The sequence below is a fragment of the Allobosea spartocytisi genome (genome assembly GCF_014764685.1).
GTDB classification, from domain to species: domain Bacteria; phylum Pseudomonadota; class Alphaproteobacteria; order Rhizobiales; family Beijerinckiaceae; genus Allobosea; species Allobosea spartocytisi.
In genome coordinates this window covers 470,821-487,239 of record NZ_JACXWY010000002.1, presented here as the reverse complement: position 1 = coordinate 487,239, position 16,419 = coordinate 470,821, and the positions used below count along the sequence as shown (strand labels likewise).

Genomic DNA, 16,419 nt, shown 5'->3' with positions numbered 1-16,419 from the left:
GCAGGCACGGAGAGCCGCCAGCGGCATGCCTCATCGCACGCCGGTCGCAGCTTCCTGGTGGATCCCGGGTCGTCCCTTGGCCGTCCGGGATGACCGCGTTGAACCGGAAATGTCCTTTAGCACGGTCGCGTCGCGGCAGGCCAGCATTGCCGCCCGCCACCTCAGGGCGCCCCGAAGAACAGATCGCCCGCATCGATCAGGCGTCGGCCGGTTTCGGTTTCGAGCTCGAGGCGGCCGGTCGGATCGAGGCCGTTGAAACGGCCCGCAAGCGGCCCTTCCGGCAAACGGATCGTGATGGTTTCGCCGAGGAAGGCGGCACGCTCGAGCCAGGCGGCGCGGATCGGGCCGAAACCGCCGGGTTGCGACCAGACGGCGTGGCGCTTCGCCCAGGCGTCGCTGAGTGCGAGCAGCATCGCCTCGACATTCGCGCGGGGCGCGGCGGTCTTCAGGTAAGTCGCCGGATAGGGCGTGTCCGTCGGGCAGGAGGCGATGTTGACGCCGCAGCCGAGGATCACGTTGAGCCGCCCTGCCCGGCTTTCGCCTTCGAGCAGCAGGCCCGACGTCTTGGCGCCGCCGAGCAGCAGGTCGTTCGGCCATTTCAGCTTGAGCCCGCCAGCGGCGGGGCCGAGCAGTTGCGAGGCGGCATCATGCAAGGCGAGCCCGGCGACGAAGCCGAGCTGCGGCGCCAGCGCCGGCTCGCACGGGTCGGTCAGCAGCAGGCTGGCGTAGAGATTGCCGGGCGGCGAGCCCCATTGCCGGCCGTGACGCCCGCGCCCGGCCTTCTGGCTGCGGGCGACGATCCAGAGCTTGCCCGGCTCACCCTGATGCAGGGCGCGGCGGGCCTCCTCCATGGTCGAGCCGACCTCGTCGCGGATGATCAGCCGGTAGCCGGCAGCGCGGGCGGCTTCACCGAGCATGGCGCGCAACGCACGGAGACGACATGCCCCCGTCATTCTCGGGTGAAGCGAAGAGCAGACCCGAGAATCTCAGGCCGGAAAAGCCGCCTCTCCTTCGCGAGATGCTCGGGTCAAGCCCGAGCATGACGGCCCGCATCACTCAAAACAGCGACTTCGCCGCAGCCGCAGCGGAGTCGAAGAGCGGTGCCGGCACGAGCGACAGCGCCAGCACGAAGACGGCCGAGACGAACAGCACCGTGCGCACGCCAAGATCCGAGCGCTCGAAGGCCGGCTTCGGATCGTCGAAATACATCACCTTGACGAGGCGCAGATAGTAATAGGCGCCGACGACGCTGGTCAGGACGCCCACCACGGCGAGCGTGTAGAGCTTGGCGTCGATCGCGGCGAGGAAGACGTAGAACTTCGCCCAGAAACCGGCCAGCGGCGGGATGCCGGCGAGCGAGAACATCATCATCGAGAGCGCGAAGGCCATCCAGGGGTTCGTCCGGGAGAGGCCGGCAAGCTCGTTGATATCCTCGACCAGCTTGCCGTCGCGGCGCATCATCAGCACGCAGGCGAAGGCGCCGAGCGTGGTGGCGAGGTAGATCGCCATATAGGTCATCACGCCCTGCACGCCGCCGGCCGTGCCCGCGGCGAGGCCGACCAGCGCGAAGCCCATATTCGCGATCGAGGAATAGGCGAGCAGGCGCTTGATGTTGCGCTGGCCGATCGCGGCGAAGGCGCCGAGCGCCATCGAGGCGATCGAGATGAAGATGATGATCTGCTGCCAGTCATGGATCGCGCCGGGGAAGGCGCCGATGAAGACGCGGATCACCATCGCCATCGCCGCCATCTTGGGCGCCGAGGCGAAGAAGGCGGCGACCGGGGTCGGCGAGCCCTCATAGACATCCGGCGTCCACATATGGAACGGCACGGCCGAGATCTTGAAGGCGACGCCGGCGGCGATGAAGACGATGCCGAAGACGAGACCGAGGCCGGCATGGCCGCCCTGCGTCGCCGCGGCGATGCCCGGGAAGGTCACCGTTCCGGTGAAGCCATAGGTCAGCGAGGCGCCATAGAGCAGCATGCCGGAGGAGAGCGCGCCGAGCACGAAGTACTTGAGGCCGGCTTCCGTGGAGCGGGCATTGTCGCGATCGAAGGCGGCGACGACGTAGAGCGCCAGTGACTGCAATTCGAGGCCGACATAGAGGCTGATGAGATCGTTGGCCGAGATCATCATCATCATGCCGATGGTCGAGAGCACGATCAGGATCGGGAACTCGAAGCGCATCACGCCCTGACGGCGCAGCGTCTCCGAGGCCAGGAGGATGGTCGCGCCGGCCCCCAGCAGCGTCAGCACCTTCATGAAGCGGGCGAAGCCGTCGGCGACGAAGCCGTCGTTGAAGGTCAGGAGTCTGCCCTCGCCCGAGACGACCACCACGAGCGCCACGGCTAGCAGGACAAGCGCCAGGCCTTCCAGCAGGCGGCCGGCACGCTCGCCGCGGACGGCGCCGATCAGCACCATGGCGATGGCGCCGAGCGCCAGAATGATTTCCGGCAGGGCCGGGCCGAGAGCGGGCAGAGCCATGTCCGAGACCTTACTGCGCGGCGAGCATGGCCGTCTTCGCGACGGTCAGCGCGGCCTGATAGTTCTTGATGAGCATTTCGGTCGGCGCCGCGAAGGCGTCGAGGATGGTGTGGGGCTGGATGCCGTACCAGATCGTCAGCAGGACCAGCGGAGCGAGGATCGCGATCTCGCGGCCGTTCAAATCCTTGATGTCCTTGAGCTCGGGCTTCACCAGTTCACCGAAGACGACGCGGCGATAGAGCCAGAGCGCATAGCCCGCCGAGAGGATGACGCCGGACGTCGCGAAGAAGGCGACCCAGGGATTGGCGCGGAAGGCGCCGAGCAGCGTCAGGAACTCGCCGACGAAACCGGCCGTGCCGGGCAGCCCGACATTGGCCATGGTGAAGACCATGAAGACCACGGCGTAGAGCGGCATCCGGTTCACCAGCCCACCATAGGCGGCGATCTCGCGGGTGTGCATCCGGTCGTAGATCACGCCGACGCAGAGGAAGAGCGCGCCCGAGACGAGGCCGTGGCTCATCATCTGGAACATGGCGCCCTGGATGCCCTGCGGGGTCAGGGTGAACAGCCCCATGGTGACGAAGCCCATATGCGCCACCGAGGAGTAGGCGATCAGCTTCTTGATGTCCTCCTGCATCAGCGCCACCAGCGAGGTGTAGACGATGGCGATGACGGAGAGCGCGAAGACCAGCGGCGCGAAATCATGCGACGCCTCCGGGAACATCGGGATCGAGAAGCGGATGAAGCCGTAGCCACCCATCTTCAGGAGGATCGCCGCCAGGATGACGGAGCCTGCGGTGGGCGCCTCGACGTGGGCGTCAGGCAGCCAGGTATGAACCGGCCACATCGGCATCTTCACCGCGAAGGAGGCGAAGAAGGCGAGCCACAGCCATTTCTGCATGCCGGCCGGGAACTGGTGGGCGAGCAGCGCCGGAATGTCGGTGGTGCCGGCGTTCCAGTACATCGCCATCACGGCCAGCAACATCAGCACCGAGCCGAGCAGCGTGTAGAGGAAGAACTTGTAGGAGGCGTAGACGCGCCGCTTGCCGCCCCAGATGCCGATGATCAGGAACATCGGGATCAGGCCGGCCTCGAAGAACAGGTAGAACAGCACGAGGTCGAGCGCCGCGAAGACGCCGATCATCAGCGTCTCCAGCACCAGGAAGGCGACCATGTACTCCGCCACCCGCTTCTCGACCGAGGTCCAGGAAGCGAGGATGCAGAACGGCATAAGGAACGCCGTCAGCACGATGAAGGGGAAGGAGAAGCCGTCGACGCCGAGCTTGAAGCGGATCGACTCCGAGATCCAGCCATGGCTCTCGACGAGCTGGAAGCCGGGATCGGCCGGGTTGAAGCGGCTCCAGGCGACGCAGGCGAGCACGAAGGTCAGCACCGTCGTGACCAGCGCCGCCCAGCGGGCGTTGGAAGCGACCGAAGCCTCGTCGCCGCGCTGCGCCAGGATGAAGGCAGCGCCGACCAGCGGCAGGATCAGGAGACCGGTGAGAATACCGAAACCGAACATCATCTCACCCGCGGGTCACGAGATACCAGGTCACCAGCCCGGCGACGCCGATCAGCATGGCGAAGGCATAGTGGTAGAGATAGCCGGTCTGCAGGCGCACGACGCGGTTGGTGACGTCGACGACGCGGGCCGAGACGCCGTCCGGACCGAATCCGTCGATGACGAAGCCGTCACCCTTCTTCCAAAGGAAGCGGCCGAGCCACTTCGCCGGACGCACGAACAGGAAGTCGTAGATCTCGTCGAAGTACCATTTGTTGAGCAGGAACCGGTACAGAACCGGGTTCGCTGCCGCGAGCCTGCCCGGGATGTCCGGCCGGCGGACATACATCCAGTAGGCCAGCACGAAGCCGATCGCCATCGCCACAAAGGGCGACCAGACCACCCAGCCCGGCACTTCATGCATGGTGTGCAGGATGTGGTTGTCCTTGCCCATGAACAGCGCCGACTTCCAGAAATGCTCGAAGTCGTGGCCGATGAAGTACTCCTTGAAGACGTAGCCGGCAGCGACCGCGCCCAGCGAAAGCAGGGCGAGCGGCAGCAGCATCACCCAGGGGCTCTCATGCGGGGTGTGATCATGGCCGTGGCCGTGATCGTCATGCGCATGGTCATCGTGGCCGTGAGCGGCGTGCGCCTGATCGTCGTGACCATGTGAACCATGGCCATGGCCCCAGCGCGGCGCGCCCTCGAAGGTCATGAAATAGAGCCGCCAGGAGTAGAAGGAGGTCATGCAGGCCGCGACGACCAGCAGGACGAAGGCGTAGGACGAGGCGAAGCCGCCATGCGCCACCGAGGCATAGGCGCTCTCGATGATGGCGTCCTTGGAGAAGTAGCCGGCGAAGCCAGGGAAGCCGGTCAGTGCCAGCGTGCCGATGGTCATGGCGGCGGCGGTGAAGGGGATATGCTTCCGCAGGCCGCCCATATGGCGCATGTCCTGCTCGTGGTGCATCGCGTGGATGACCGAGCCGGCGCCCAAGAAGAGCAGCGCCTTGAAGAAGGCGTGCGTGAACAGGTGGAAGATGCCGGCGCCGTAATTGCCGACGCCGAGCGCGACGAACATGTAGCCGAGCTGCGAGCAGGTCGAATAGGCGATGACGCGCTTGATGTCGTTCTGCACCAGCCCGACCGTCGCGGCGAAGAAGGCCGTGGTGGCGCCGATGACGACGACGACGGTGAGCGCGACCGGAGCATATTCGAAGATCGGCGAGAGACGCGCGACCATGAAGACGCCGGCCGTGACCATCGTCGCGGCATGAATGAGGGCGGAGACCGGGGTCGGGCCTTCCATCGCGTCCGGCAGCCAGGTGTGCAGCAGGAACTGCGCCGACTTGCCCATGGCGCCCATGAACAGCAGCAGGCAGGTCAGCGTCAGCGCATTCCAGTCATAGCCGAGGAAATGGAAGGGCTTGCCGACCATCTCGCCGACGCGCGGGAAGATCGAGTCGAAGGTGACCGCGCCGAAGAGCACGAAGATCAGGAAGATGCCGAGCAGGAAGCCGAAATCGCCGACGCGGTTGACGATGAAGGCCTTCATCGCCGCGGCATTGGCCGAGGGCTTCTGGTACCAGAAGCCGATCAGCAGGTAGGAGGCGAGACCGACGCCTTCCCAGCCGAAGAACATCTGGACGAGGTTGTCCGCCGTCACCAGCATCAGCATGGCGAAGGTGAACAGCGAGAGATAGGCGAAGAAGCGCGGCCGGTGCGGATCCTCGTGCATGTAGCCGATGGAATAGAGGTGCACGAGCGAGGAGACCGTGTTGACGACGACCAGCATCACCGCCGTCAGCGTGTCGATGCGGAAGGCCCAGTCGACCTGCAGGGCACCAGAGGAGATCCAGTTCGCGACCTGGATGCGCGTCGTGCCCGAACCCAAGCCGACCTGAAAGAAGGCGACCCAGGACAGCACCGCCGAGACGATGAGCAGCGAGGTCGTGACGATCTCGGAGCCGCGCGCGCCGATCAGCCGGCCGAAGAGCCCGGCAATCAGGAAGCCGATGAGGGGGAGGAAGACGATCAGGTGATACATGTCCGTGAGGTCCAGGCGCCTTGCGACGCTCAGCCTTTCATCATGTTGATGTCTTCCACCGCGATCGAGCCGCGGTTGCGGAAGTAGACGACGAGAATGGCGAGACCGATCGCGGCCTCCGCCGCCGCCACCGTAAGCACGAGCAGCGCGAAGACCTGGCCGACGATGTCGCCCAGGAAGCTCGAGAAGGCGACGAAGTTGATGTTGACCGAGAGCAGGATGAGCTCGACCGACATCAGGATGACGATGATGTTCTTGCGGTTGACGAAGATGCCGAGCACGCCGAGCGTGAACAGGATCGCGCTGACGGCGAGATAGTGGCCCAGTCCGATCATCATGCCATCTCCTCGGGAACGCCGGCGCGCGAGGGCACCTGCTTGACCTCCATCGCCGCGGCCTTGGTACGGGCGTTCTGGGTCGGGACGTGCTGGCGCTTGATGCCGTGGCGCTCGCGCAGCGTCAGCACGATCGCGCCGATCATGGCGACGAGCAGCACGAGGCCGGCCGCCTGGAAGTAGTAGATGTACTGCGTGTAGAGCACGCGGCCGAGCGCCTCGGTATTCGTGATCCCGCTGGGAATCGCAGCGACCGGCGCCTTGACGAGCTGCGGGTTGATGACCCAGGCGCCGACGACCATCAGGAGCTCGACGGCGAAGATGAAGCCGATCAGCGCGCCGATCGGCAGATAGTTGAGGAAGCCCTGGCGGAACTCGGCGAAATCGACGTCGAGCATCATCACCACGAAGAGGAAGAGCACCGCGACCGCGCCGACATAGACGACGACCAGCAGCATCGCGAGGAACTCGGCGCCGAGCAGCATGAACAGCCCGGCCGCGTTGACGAAGGCCAGGATCAGGTAGAGCACCGAGTGCACGGGATTGCGCGAGGTCACCACCATGAAGGCGGATGCCACGGTGATGCCTGCGAAGAGATAGAAGAAAGCCGCTGCGGCATTCATCTCGGCCAGCCCTTCCCGCCCCTTTTCGGCGCGGTCCTCGTTTGGTTCGTGCTTCGGGACTCAAAAGACCCCGAGCAATTTGGAGCGTCTATAATCAGGCCCGCCGGGCGGGACAACCGCACGGCGGGTCTGTGAACTCAATCGCACCCTGCAACGTCATCCCGGGCAAGCGAAGCGCAGACCCGGGATCCATCGTAAAGCGCAGTTCCCTCCGGTGGATCCCGGATCGACGCCGCTTCGCGGCTTGTCCGGGATGACGCCGGAGGGGCAAATCATCTCATCGATAGGGCGCGTCCATCGCGATGTTGCGCGCGATCTCGCGTTCCCAGCGCGCGCCGTTCGCGAGCAGCTTGTCCTTGTCGTAGAACAGCTCCTCGCGGGTCTCGGTCGCGAACTCGAAATTCGGCCCCTCGACGATGGCATCGACCGGGCAGGCTTCCTGGCAGAAGCCGCAATAGATGCACTTCGTCATGTCGATGTCGTAACGGGTGGTGCGGCGCGTGCCGTCGTTGCGGCGCGGGCCGGCCTCGATGGTGATGGCCTGCGCCGGGCAGATCGCCTCGCAGAGCTTGCAGGCGATGCAGCGCTCCTCGCCGTTCGGATAGCGGCGCAGCGCGTGCTCGCCACGGAAGCGCGGCGAGAGCTGGCCCTTCTCGAACGGGTAGTTCAGCGTCGCCTTCGGCTTGAAGAAATAGCGCATCGAGAGCCCGATCGCCCCGACGAACTCCTTCAGCAGCAGGCCCCTTGCGGCTTGCGCGAGTGACATCGCCTTCGTCCTTCCATCCTCAGCCGAACAGCGTCCGGCCGATCACGAAACCCAGGATCGGCGTGACGCCGATCGTCATCACAACCAGCACCACCCGCAAGATGCGGATACGGCGCTCGTAATCATCCTTCTCGGCCTGCATCTCCGAGCGATCCGTGCGCCTGAGCGCGCCGATCACAACGGCCGAGATCAGCCGGTATTCCAGCAGGCCGAGCCCGAAGCCGATCAGGGCGCCGAACCAACCCGCCATGTTCATGTCGCCAGCAGCCCAAGCCAGACGACGCTCTTGTATCCGAGGAACCCACCGACGAAAGCCGCGACCGCGAGTCCGACGATGAAAGCCTCAATATCCTTTGCGGCAGTCCCGCGGAGAACCCGCAGGACACAAGCCACGTAACATACTCCGCCGACGACCATGCCCGCAGCCGGGCCCACGATCGCCGGGTTGATCATCCGCCGACCGGGCCCCAGCCCGTCAGCTGCAGCACCAGCGCCACGATCACCACGCTCGCGATCGACAACGGCAGGAAGACCTTCCAGCCCAGGCGCATCAACTGGTCGTAGCGGTAGCGCGGCACGAAGGCCTTCACCAGCGCGAACATGAAGAACACCAGGCAGACCTTGAGCGCGAACCAGAACACGCCGGGCAGCCAGGTGAAGGGCGGCAGCGCGACCGGGGGCGCCCAGCCGCCGAGGAAGAGGATCGTGGTCAGCGAGCACATGGTCATGATCGCCACGTATTCGCCGAGCATGAACAGCAGGTACGGCGTCGAGGAATACTCGACCATGAAGCCCGCCACGAGTTCGGATTCCGCTTCCGCCAGATCGAAGGGCGGCCGGTTCGTCTCGGCCAGCGCCGAAACGAAGAAGACTACGAACATCGGGAAGAGCGGGATGAAGTACCAGTTCAGGATCGAGAGCCACGGCACGCCGAGCGCATGGGCAAGGCCCCGGTTCTGCTGCGCCTCGACCACGGCCGAGAGGTTCAGCGAGCCGACGCAGAGCAGCACGGTGATGATGACGAAGCCGATCGAGACCTCGTAGGACACCATCTGCGCCGCCGAGCGCAGCGCGCTCATGAACGGGTATTTCGAGTTCGAGGCCCAGCCGGCCATGATGATGCCGTAGACGCCGAGCGAGGAGATCGCGAGGATGTAGAGCACGCCGACATTGATGTCGGCGATCGCCCAGCCTTCCGCCACCGGGATCACCGCCCAGGCGCCGAGCGCCAAGAGGCAGGAGATGAAGGGCGCCAGCAGGAAGATGCCCTTGTTGGCGCCGGACGGAATGATCGGCTCCTTGAGCGCGAACTTGATCAGGTCCGCGAAGCTCTGGAACAGGCCCCAGGGACCGACCACGTTCGGGCCACGGCGGAGCTGCACCGCCGCCCAGACCTTGCGGTCGGCCAGCAGGATGTAGGCGATGAAGACCAGCAGGCAGACCAGCAGCAGCAGGCTCTTGCCGAGAACGATCGCGATATCGAGGACGAGGTCCCAGTTCATGGCCGGTTACTCCGCCGCCTGCTGGTGCCGGCCCGAGGCCAGCGCCGAGCATTCCGCCATGATGGCGGAGGCACGCGCGATCGGGTTGGTCTGATAGAAATCGGCGACGGGCGAGACGAAGCCCGCCTTGTCGGTCTTGCCGCCGAGGCCGGCGAGCTTGCCGATCTCCGAAGCGTCATTGGCCGGCAGGCCGTCGAGCGCCGCGAAATGCGGATGCGCCTCATAGAGCGCCTTGCGCAGGCCGGCGAGCGAGTCGAAGGGCAGCGTCTTGCCGAGCGTCGTGGAGAGCGCGCGCAGGATCGCCCAATCCTCGCGGGCATCGCCCGGCGGGAAGGTGGCGCGGTCGCCCATCTGCACACGGCCTTCCGTGTTCACATAGGTGCCGGACTTTTCGGTATAGGCCGCGCCCGGCAGGATGACGTCGGCGCGATGGGCGCCCTTATCGCCATGCGTGCCCTGGTAGACGACGAAAGCGCCTTCCGGCACCTCGATCTCGTCGGCGCCGAGCAGGAAGAGCACATCGAGCGCGCCCGGCTGGACCATCGCAACGGTGTCCAAACCGCCCTCGCCGGGCACGAAGCCGAGATCGAGCGCGCCGACACGCGACGCTGCGGTGTGGATGACGCCAAAACCGTTCCAGCCTTCGCGGACAGCGCCGAGCGCTTGTGCCGCCTTGGCGGCGAGCGAGAGCACAGCCTCACCGTCAGTGCGGGTCAGAGCGCCCTGCCCGACCAGTACCATCGCCTTGCCCTCGCCGGCCTGGGCCGATTTCACGACATCGGCCAGCGTCTCCGGGCCGGCGCCGAGATAATCATAGGCATAGGTCAGATCGGCCTTCTCGCCGATGACGCTGACCTTGAAGTTGCCGCGCAGCCAGCGCTTGCGGATGCGGGCATTCAGGATCGGCGCCTCGCGGCGCGGGTTCGAGCCGATGATGAGCAGCGAATCCGCCTGCTCGATGCCGGCGATGCCGGCGTTGAGCACGTAGGAGGCGCGGCCGAACTTCGGATGCAGCCTGGTGCCGTCCTGGCGGGCATCGAGATTGGCGGAGCCGAGCGAGGCGATCAGCGCCTTCAACGCGAACATCTCTTCCACGGCCGCGAGATCGCCGGCGATGGCGCCGATCTTCTCTGGGCTCGCGGCCTTCACCTTGTTGGCGATGGCAGCGAAGGCCTCCGTCCAGCTCGCGGGGCGCAAGCGCCCGTTCTCGCGGATATAGGGCCGGTCGAGGCGCTGGGTCTTGAGACCGTCGGCGATATGGCGGGTCTTGTCGGAGATCCACTCCTCGTTCACCGCCTCGTTGAGGCGGGGCAGGATCCGCATCACTTCCTTGCCGCGCGAGTCGACGCGGATGGCCGAGCCGACCGCATCCATCACGTCGATGCTCTCGGTCTTGGAGAGCTCCCAGGGCCGGGCCTTGTTCTGGTAGGGCTTGGAGGTCAGCGCGCCGACGGGGCAGAGATCGACGACATTGCTCTGGAGCTCCGACGACATCGCCTGCTCGAGATAGGTCGTGATCTCCATATCCTCGCCGCGGCCGATGGCGCCGAGATCGGAGGCGCCGGCAACCTCGGTGGTGAAGCGGACGCAGCGCGTGCACTGGATGCAGCGCGTCATCGTCGTCTTGACCAGCGGGCCGATATACTTGTCCTCGACCGCGCGCTTGTTCTCGGCGAAGCGGGAGGTTTCCGCGCCGAAGGCCATGGCCTGGTCCTGCAGGTCGCATTCGCCGCCCTGATCGCAGATCGGGCAATCGAGCGGGTGGTTGATGAGGAGGAACTCCATCACCCCCTCGCGGGCCTTCTTGACCATCGGCGACTTGGTCGAGACGACCGGCGGCTCGCCGTTCGGGCCGGGGCGCAAATCGCGCACGCCGATGGCGCAAGAGGCCTGCGGCTTCGGCGGGCCGCCCTTCACCTCGACGAGGCACATGCGGCAATTGCCGGCGATGGAGAGGCGCTCGTGGAAGCAGAAGCGCGGCACCTCGGCGCCAGCCGCCTCGCAGGCCTGGAGAACCGTGTAATCGGCCGGGACGTCAACCTCGATGCCGTCGATGACGAGTTTGGTCATGGTCTCACTCCGCCGCCATCAGGCGCACAGGCTCGCTGTGCGGGTTGGCGGCATAGTCGTCGATGCGCTGCTCGATCTCGTGACGGAAATGCGCGATCAGGCCCTGGATCGGCCAGGCCGCGGCGTCACCGAGCGCGCAGATCGTGTGGCCCTCGATCTGCTTGGTGACGTCGAGCAGCATGTCGATCTCGCGCTTCTGGGCGCGGCCCTCGGCCATGCGCTCCATGACGCGCCACATCCAGCCCGTGCCCTCGCGGCAGGGCGTGCACTGGCCGCAGCTCTCATGCTTGTAGAAATGGCTGATGCGGGCGATGGCGCGGACGATGTCGGTCGACTTGTCCATCACGATCACCGCCGCCGTGCCGAGGCCGGAGCGCAGCTTGGAGAGCGAATCGAAATCCATCGGCGTGTCGATGATCTGCTCGGCCGGAACCATGCGCACCGAGGAGCCGCCGGGGATAACCGCCTTCAGGTTGTCCCAGCCGCCGCGGATGCCGCCGCAATGCTTGTCGATCAGCTCGCGGAACGGGATGCCCATCGCCTCCTCGACGTTGCAGGGCTTGTTCACATGGCCGGAGACGCAGAACAGCTTGGTGCCGACATTGTTCGGCGTGCCGATCGAGGAGAACCAGGCGGCGCCGCGGCGCAGGATGGTCGGGGCGACCGCGATCGACTCGACGTTGTTCACCGTGGTCGGGCAGCCATAGAGGCCCATATTGGCGGGGAAAGGCGGCTTCAGCCGCGGCATGCCCTTCTTGCCTTCGAGGCTCTCCAGCAGCGCCGTCTCTTCGCCGCAGATATAGGCGCCGGCGCCATGATGCACATAGAGATCAAAGGGATAGCCGTGGACATTGTCCTTGCCGATGAGCTTGGCCTCATAGGCCTCATCGACGGCGCGCTGCAGCGCCTCGCGCTCGCGGATGTATTCGCCGCGGATGTAGATATAGGCCGCATGCGCGCCCATGGCGAAGGAGGCGATCAGGCAACCCTCGACCAGCGTATGCGGGTCGTTGCGCATGATCTCGCGGTCCTTGCAGGTGCCCGGCTCCGACTCGTCGGCATTGACGACGAGGTAGTGCGGGCGCCCGTCACTCTGCTTGGGCATGAATGACCATTTCAGCCCGGTCGGGAAGCCGGCGCCACCACGACCGCGCAGGCCGGACTTCTTCATCTCGTCGATGATCCAGTCCCGGCCCTGCTCCAGGATGAACTTGGTACCATCCCAGCCGCCGCGTTGGATCGCGCCCTTCAGGGAGCGGTCATGCAGGCCGTAGAGATTGGTGAAGATGCGGTCGCGATCTGCGAGCATGTCCTAGTGCCTCACTCTGCCGGCTTGTCGCCAAGCTTCGACTCCGGGCGCCAGCCCGTCGCGAGCTTCTTCGACTGAGCAATCCAGTCGTCACGCAGCGCCCGGCCCTTGAAGCCGGTCAGCCGTGCATCGACCCAGGCGAGCTCCGCCGGTGTCCATTTGGCGATCTGGTCGTAATGCCAGACCCCCATCTCGTTGAGCATCCTGCCGAGCTTCGGCCCGACGCCCCAGATCAGTTCGAGATCGTCGCCCTTGCCGTCGCGCGCGGCGGTCAGCAGCTCGGGCTTGCTCTCGTCGGTCGCGATGGTCTTGTCCGCTGCCGCAGGCTTGGCAGCCTCGGCGACGTCCTTCTTCTCGACCTTGCCCTTGGCAGCCGGTGTGTCGTTCGCGGCGCTGGAGGGCTGGGCCGGCGACGAGGGCTGCGGACGTGCGGCAGCGGCCGTCTCTGTCGCGGGCTTCTCGGCAACGGCGGCCGGGGTCGCCTCGGCCTTTTTGGCCTCGGCTTCGGCGGCCTTCTTGGCTTCTGCCTCGGCGGCGGCCTTGGCGGCTGCGGCTTCGGCCGCGGCCTTACGCTGCTCGGCGATGCGCTTCTGCCAGTCGCCCGCGCCGATCATCGAGCCGTCATAGAGGGCCTTGTCGGTCAGGGTCTGCGGACCACCTTCCGGCTCGGAGCCGGTGCGGCCGTTCTGCGGGCCGGGCTTGGTGGCGCGGCCATTGCGGAGATCGTCGAGAAGCTGGCGGAAATTCGCCGGCGTCAGGTCCTCGTAGTAATCGACATTGATCTGCGCCATCGGGGCGTTGCAGCAGGCGCCAAGGCACTCGACTTCGAGCCAGGAGAGCTTGCCGTCGGCGGTGACCGTCGATTGCGGGCCGATGACGTCCTCGCAGACCTTCTTCAGCGCTTCGGCGCCGCGCAGCGCGCAGGGCGTCGTACCGCAGAGCTGGACGAAATACTCGCCGACCGGCTGCAGGTTGAACATCGTGTAGAAGGTCGCGACCTCCAGCACGCGCATCGGCGCCATGCCCAAGCGCTTGGCGACGGTCTCGATCACGGCGCGCGAGACCCAGCCCTCCTGCTCCTGCGCCTTCCACAGAAGCGGGATGACGGCGGAAGCCTGGCGGCCTTCGGGGTACTTGGCGATCTGCTGGTCGATCCAGTTCTCGTTCGCCGCAGTGAAGGCGAAGGAGGCCGGTTGGATAGGATCAGGTGCGAGACGACGGACGGACATTCGGCTTTCTCAACCCTGGCAATAGCTTCGATATTGGGCGGCGGCACGCGGCAGAGCCGGCACACAACGCCCATAATTCGGATCCTGGCCGCCGCAGCTGCAGCTGAAGACCGGATCCGTACAACGGCGAACATAAATCCAGGAACACCAGCTCACATAGCCGGGCTGATCCTTGGCAACATAGCGAAATCCGGCCTTCTCAAGCTGCTGATAGGTCGGACGGCCCTGCGCCGACGCGCCACTCGCGGCGATCGCGCACCCAACCAGACCCATCGAGGCAGCGGCCAATCTCACCGATCGACCTCCCCGAACACGATGTCCAGCGAGCCGAGGATCGCGGAGACGTCGGCGAGCATGTGCTTGCGGCACATGAAATCCATGGCCTGGAGATGGGCGAAGCCCGGGGCCTTGATCTTGCAGCGATAGGGCTTGTTGGTGCCGTCGGAGACCAGATAGACGCCGAACTCGCCCTTCGGCGCCTCGACGGCCGCATAGACCTCGCCGGCCGGCACCCTGTAGCCCTCGGTGTAGAGCTTGAAATGGTGGATGAGCGACTCCATCGAGCGCTTCATCTCGCCGCGCTTGGGCGGCACGACCTTGCCGTCGAGCGAGGAGACCGGGCCGCCACCATCGGGCGCCAGCAGCTTCTCGCAGCACTGCTTCATGATGCGCACCGACTGGCGCATCTCTTCCATGCGGATGTGATAGCGGTCGAAGCAGTCGCCGTTCTTGCCGACGGGGATGTCGAATTCCATCTCCTCGTAGCATTCATAGGGCTGCGACTTGCGCAGATCCCAGGGCGCGCCGGAGCCGCGCACCATCACGCCCGAAAAGCCCCATTTCCAGCAGGTCTCGAGATCGACCACGCCGATATCGACGTTGCGCTGCTTGAAGATGCGGTTGTCGGAGAGCAGCCCTTCGAGGTCGTCGCAGACCTTGAGGAAGGGGTCGCACCATTCGGCGATGTCGTGGATCAGCGAAACCGGCAGGTCCTGATGGACGCCACCCGGCCGGACATAGGCCGCGTGCATGCGCGCGCCGCAGGCACGCTCGTAGAAGACCATCAGCTTCTCGCGCTCCTCGAAGCCCCAGAGCGGGGGCGTGAGCGCGCCGACATCCATCGCCTGCGTGGTCACGTTGAGGATGTGCGAGAGGATGCGGCCGATCTCGGAATAGAGCACGCGGATGAGCTGGCCACGGCGCGGCACCGTGATGCCGAGCAGGCGCTCGACCGCGAGCGCGAAGGCATGCTCCTGATTCATCGGCGCGACATAGTCGAGTCGGTCGAAATAAGGCACGGCCTGGAGATAGGTCTTGGCCTCGATCAGCTTCTCGGTGCCGCGATGCAGCAGGCCGATATGCGGATCGACGCGCTCGACCACCTCGCCGTCGAGCTCCAGCACCAGGCGCAGCACGCCGTGCGCAGCCGGATGCTGGGGGCCGAAATTGATCGAGAAATTGCGGATGTTGTGCTCGGTCATGCCGTGCCGCCCTGCTTTGCCGCGACGCGGGCCAGGAACTCGTCCCCGGTCAGTCGTGGCCGCTCGCCGGCAAACGCATAGAGCGCCGGCTTGTCATCAATGAAGATCTCCGCGACGAAGTCGAAGGACGATTGGTCGTCGAAGGCCTGGAAGGCCACCGCGACATGGCCGTCCGCACCTTCGCGCAGGCGCCAGAACAGGCTCGACCCGCAGGTCCTGCAGAAGACCCGCTCACCCCAGTCGGAAGATGGATAGACCTCGAGCGCCTGCTCGTCCGCCACGGACACGCCGGAGCACGGCACCGCCATGAAGACGCCGCCGCTCCATTTCCGGCACATGCCGCAATGGCAGACATCCATCTCCTGCTTCTCGGGCGTCGCGGTGAAGCGCACCGCGCCGCAGAGACAGCCGCCGGACAGGGTTTGGTGGCTGGACGCCATCACGCCCCCTTCGCCTTCTCGTCGCCCGGCAGCACGTAATCCGTGCCTTCCCAGGGCGAAAGGAAATCGAAGTTGCGGAATTCCTGGTTCAGCTTCACCGGCTCGTAGACGACGCGCTTCTGCTCGTCGTCATAGCGAACCTCGACGAAGCCGGTCAGCGGGAAGTCCTTGCGCAGCGGATAGCCCTCGAAACCGTAATCGGTGAGGATGCGGCGCAAATCCGGATGGCCGGTGAACAGGATGCCGTAGAAATCGTAGGCCTCGCGCTCGAACCAGTTGGCCGCCGGGAAGACGTCGACGACGGAGGGAACCGGCGTCGCCTCGTCGGTCTGGACCTTGACGCGGATGCGCCGGTTATGGTGCGGCGCGAGCAGGTGATAGACGACGTCGAAGCGCTTCTCGCGGCCGGGATAGTCGGCCCCGGCGATGTCGGTGAAGTTCACGAAGCGGAAGCGCGGGTCGCTGTAGAGCGTGCGCAGGACCTCGACGATCGAAGCCGCCTCGGCATGGATCGTCAGCTCCTCGAAAGCGACGACCGCCTCCGTGACCGCGCCGGGCAGCGCAGCCATGATCTCTTCACCGAGCTTTTCGAGCGCTTCGCTCATCGTCTCACCTTCATCGCCTGCCGCATCGAC

At 65.7% G+C, this 16,419-nt stretch carries 15 protein-coding genes; all 15 read right to left on the bottom strand.

Features of this window, described 5'->3' with window-relative positions:
• Positions 1-161 precede the first annotated feature (161 nt).
• The 15 genes from IED13_RS05155 to IED13_RS05085 all read right to left on the bottom strand — a co-directional run bounded on the left by IED13_RS05155 (position 162) and on the right by IED13_RS05085 (position 16,389).
• Entirely contained in the window at positions 162-917 is a 756-nt protein-coding gene (locus IED13_RS05155) for a biotin--[acetyl-CoA-carboxylase] ligase (RefSeq protein WP_038367683.1), read from the bottom strand.
• 139 nt (positions 918-1,056) lie between these two features.
• The gene (gene nuoN, locus IED13_RS05150; RefSeq protein ID WP_038367685.1) at positions 1,057-2,484 is read right to left on the bottom strand and encodes an NADH-quinone oxidoreductase subunit NuoN; all 1,428 of its coding nucleotides are present in this window, start codon (positions 2,482-2,484) and stop codon (positions 1,057-1,059) included.
• A gap of 10 nt (positions 2,485-2,494) precedes the next feature.
• The gene (locus IED13_RS05145; RefSeq protein ID WP_038367688.1) at positions 2,495-4,006 is read right to left on the bottom strand and encodes an NADH-quinone oxidoreductase subunit M; all 1,512 of its coding nucleotides are present in this window, start codon (positions 4,004-4,006) and stop codon (positions 2,495-2,497) included.
• 4 nt (positions 4,007-4,010) lie between these two features.
• Entirely contained in the window at positions 4,011-6,029 is a 2,019-nt protein-coding gene (gene nuoL / locus IED13_RS05140) for an NADH-quinone oxidoreductase subunit L (RefSeq protein WP_191123563.1), read from the bottom strand.
• Positions 6,030-6,058: 29 nt separating this feature from the next.
• A complete protein-coding gene (nuoK, locus tag IED13_RS05135; protein WP_038367693.1) occupies positions 6,059-6,367 on the bottom strand; it encodes an NADH-quinone oxidoreductase subunit NuoK in 309 nt (102 codons plus the stop codon).
• Entirely contained in the window at positions 6,364-6,987 is a 624-nt protein-coding gene (locus IED13_RS05130) for an NADH-quinone oxidoreductase subunit J (protein WP_112762106.1), read from the bottom strand. The genes nuoK and IED13_RS05130 overlap by 4 nt, the downstream gene beginning before the upstream one ends.
• A gap of 277 nt (positions 6,988-7,264) precedes the next feature.
• Entirely contained in the window at positions 7,265-7,753 is a 489-nt protein-coding gene (gene nuoI / locus IED13_RS05125; protein ID WP_038367698.1) for an NADH-quinone oxidoreductase subunit NuoI, read from the bottom strand.
• 19 nt (positions 7,754-7,772) lie between these two features.
• Positions 7,773-8,009: a hypothetical protein gene (locus IED13_RS05120; protein WP_191123562.1), complete on the bottom strand. Its 237-nt coding sequence runs from the start codon at positions 8,007-8,009 to the stop codon at positions 7,773-7,775.
• A 193-nt stretch (positions 8,010-8,202) separates the two neighbouring features.
• Entirely contained in the window at positions 8,203-9,255 is a 1,053-nt protein-coding gene (gene nuoH, locus IED13_RS05115; protein ID WP_112762103.1) for an NADH-quinone oxidoreductase subunit NuoH, read from the bottom strand.
• Between the two features lie 6 nt (positions 9,256-9,261).
• The gene (gene nuoG / locus IED13_RS05110; RefSeq protein WP_191123561.1) at positions 9,262-11,325 is read right to left on the bottom strand and encodes an NADH-quinone oxidoreductase subunit NuoG; all 2,064 of its coding nucleotides are present in this window, start codon (positions 11,323-11,325) and stop codon (positions 9,262-9,264) included.
• 4 nt (positions 11,326-11,329) lie between these two features.
• The gene (nuoF, locus tag IED13_RS05105) at positions 11,330-12,634 is read right to left on the bottom strand and encodes an NADH-quinone oxidoreductase subunit NuoF (protein ID WP_113253087.1); all 1,305 of its coding nucleotides are present in this window, start codon (positions 12,632-12,634) and stop codon (positions 11,330-11,332) included.
• 11 nt (positions 12,635-12,645) lie between these two features.
• Complete coding sequence (gene nuoE / locus IED13_RS05100; RefSeq protein ID WP_191123560.1) at positions 12,646-13,863, bottom strand: NADH-quinone oxidoreductase subunit NuoE; 1,218 nt, start codon at positions 13,861-13,863, stop codon at positions 12,646-12,648.
• 290 nt (positions 13,864-14,153) lie between these two features.
• Positions 14,154-15,344 (bottom strand): NADH-quinone oxidoreductase subunit D, encoded by a 1,191-nt coding sequence (locus tag IED13_RS05095; protein ID WP_112762099.1) that lies wholly within the window; start codon positions 15,342-15,344, stop codon positions 14,154-14,156.
• A complete protein-coding gene (locus IED13_RS05090) occupies positions 15,341-15,784 on the bottom strand; it encodes a GFA family protein (RefSeq protein ID WP_191123559.1) in 444 nt (147 codons plus the stop codon). Before IED13_RS05090 ends, IED13_RS05095 begins: the two co-directional genes overlap by 4 nt.
• Entirely contained in the window at positions 15,784-16,389 is a 606-nt protein-coding gene (locus tag IED13_RS05085) for an NADH-quinone oxidoreductase subunit C (RefSeq protein WP_112762097.1), read from the bottom strand. Before IED13_RS05085 ends, IED13_RS05090 begins: the two co-directional genes overlap by 1 nt.
• Positions 16,390-16,419 lie beyond the last annotated feature (30 nt).

Excerpts from the sequence above, each read along its gene's own strand:
- IED13_RS05090 (WP_191123559.1), bottom strand. The coding sequence starts at position 15,784 with ATGGCGTCCAGCCACCAAACCCTGTCCGGCGGCTGTCTCTGCGGCGCG.
- IED13_RS05145 (WP_038367688.1), bottom strand. The coding sequence starts at position 4,006 with ATGTTCGGTTTCGGTATTCTCACCGGTCTCCTGATCCTGCCGCTGGTC.
- IED13_RS05120 (WP_191123562.1), bottom strand. The coding sequence starts at position 8,009 with ATGAACATGGCGGGTTGGTTCGGCGCCCTGATCGGCTTCGGGCTCGGC.
- nuoG (WP_191123561.1), bottom strand. The coding sequence starts at position 11,325 with ATGACCAAACTCGTCATCGACGGCATCGAGGTTGACGTCCCGGCCGAT.
- nuoH (WP_112762103.1), bottom strand. The coding sequence starts at position 9,255 with ATGAACTGGGACCTCGTCCTCGATATCGCGATCGTTCTCGGCAAGAGC.
- nuoE (WP_191123560.1), bottom strand. The coding sequence starts at position 13,863 with ATGTCCGTCCGTCGTCTCGCACCTGATCCTATCCAACCGGCCTCCTTC.
- nuoI (WP_038367698.1), bottom strand. The coding sequence starts at position 7,753 with ATGTCACTCGCGCAAGCCGCAAGGGGCCTGCTGCTGAAGGAGTTCGTC.
- IED13_RS05085 (WP_112762097.1), bottom strand. The coding sequence starts at position 16,389 with ATGAGCGAAGCGCTCGAAAAGCTCGGTGAAGAGATCATGGCTGCGCTG.
- nuoK (WP_038367693.1), bottom strand. The coding sequence starts at position 6,367 with ATGATGATCGGACTGGGCCACTATCTCGCCGTCAGCGCGATCCTGTTC.
- nuoF (WP_113253087.1), bottom strand. The coding sequence starts at position 12,634 with ATGCTCGCAGATCGCGACCGCATCTTCACCAATCTCTACGGCCTGCAT.
- nuoL (WP_191123563.1), bottom strand. The coding sequence starts at position 6,029 with ATGTATCACCTGATCGTCTTCCTCCCCCTCATCGGCTTCCTGATTGCC.
- IED13_RS05130 (WP_112762106.1), bottom strand. The coding sequence starts at position 6,987 with ATGAATGCCGCAGCGGCTTTCTTCTATCTCTTCGCAGGCATCACCGTG.
- IED13_RS05095 (WP_112762099.1), bottom strand. The coding sequence starts at position 15,344 with ATGACCGAGCACAACATCCGCAATTTCTCGATCAATTTCGGCCCCCAG.
- IED13_RS05155 (WP_038367683.1), bottom strand. The coding sequence starts at position 917 with ATGCTCGGTGAAGCCGCCCGCGCTGCCGGCTACCGGCTGATCATCCGC.
- nuoN (WP_038367685.1), bottom strand. The coding sequence starts at position 2,484 with ATGGCTCTGCCCGCTCTCGGCCCGGCCCTGCCGGAAATCATTCTGGCG.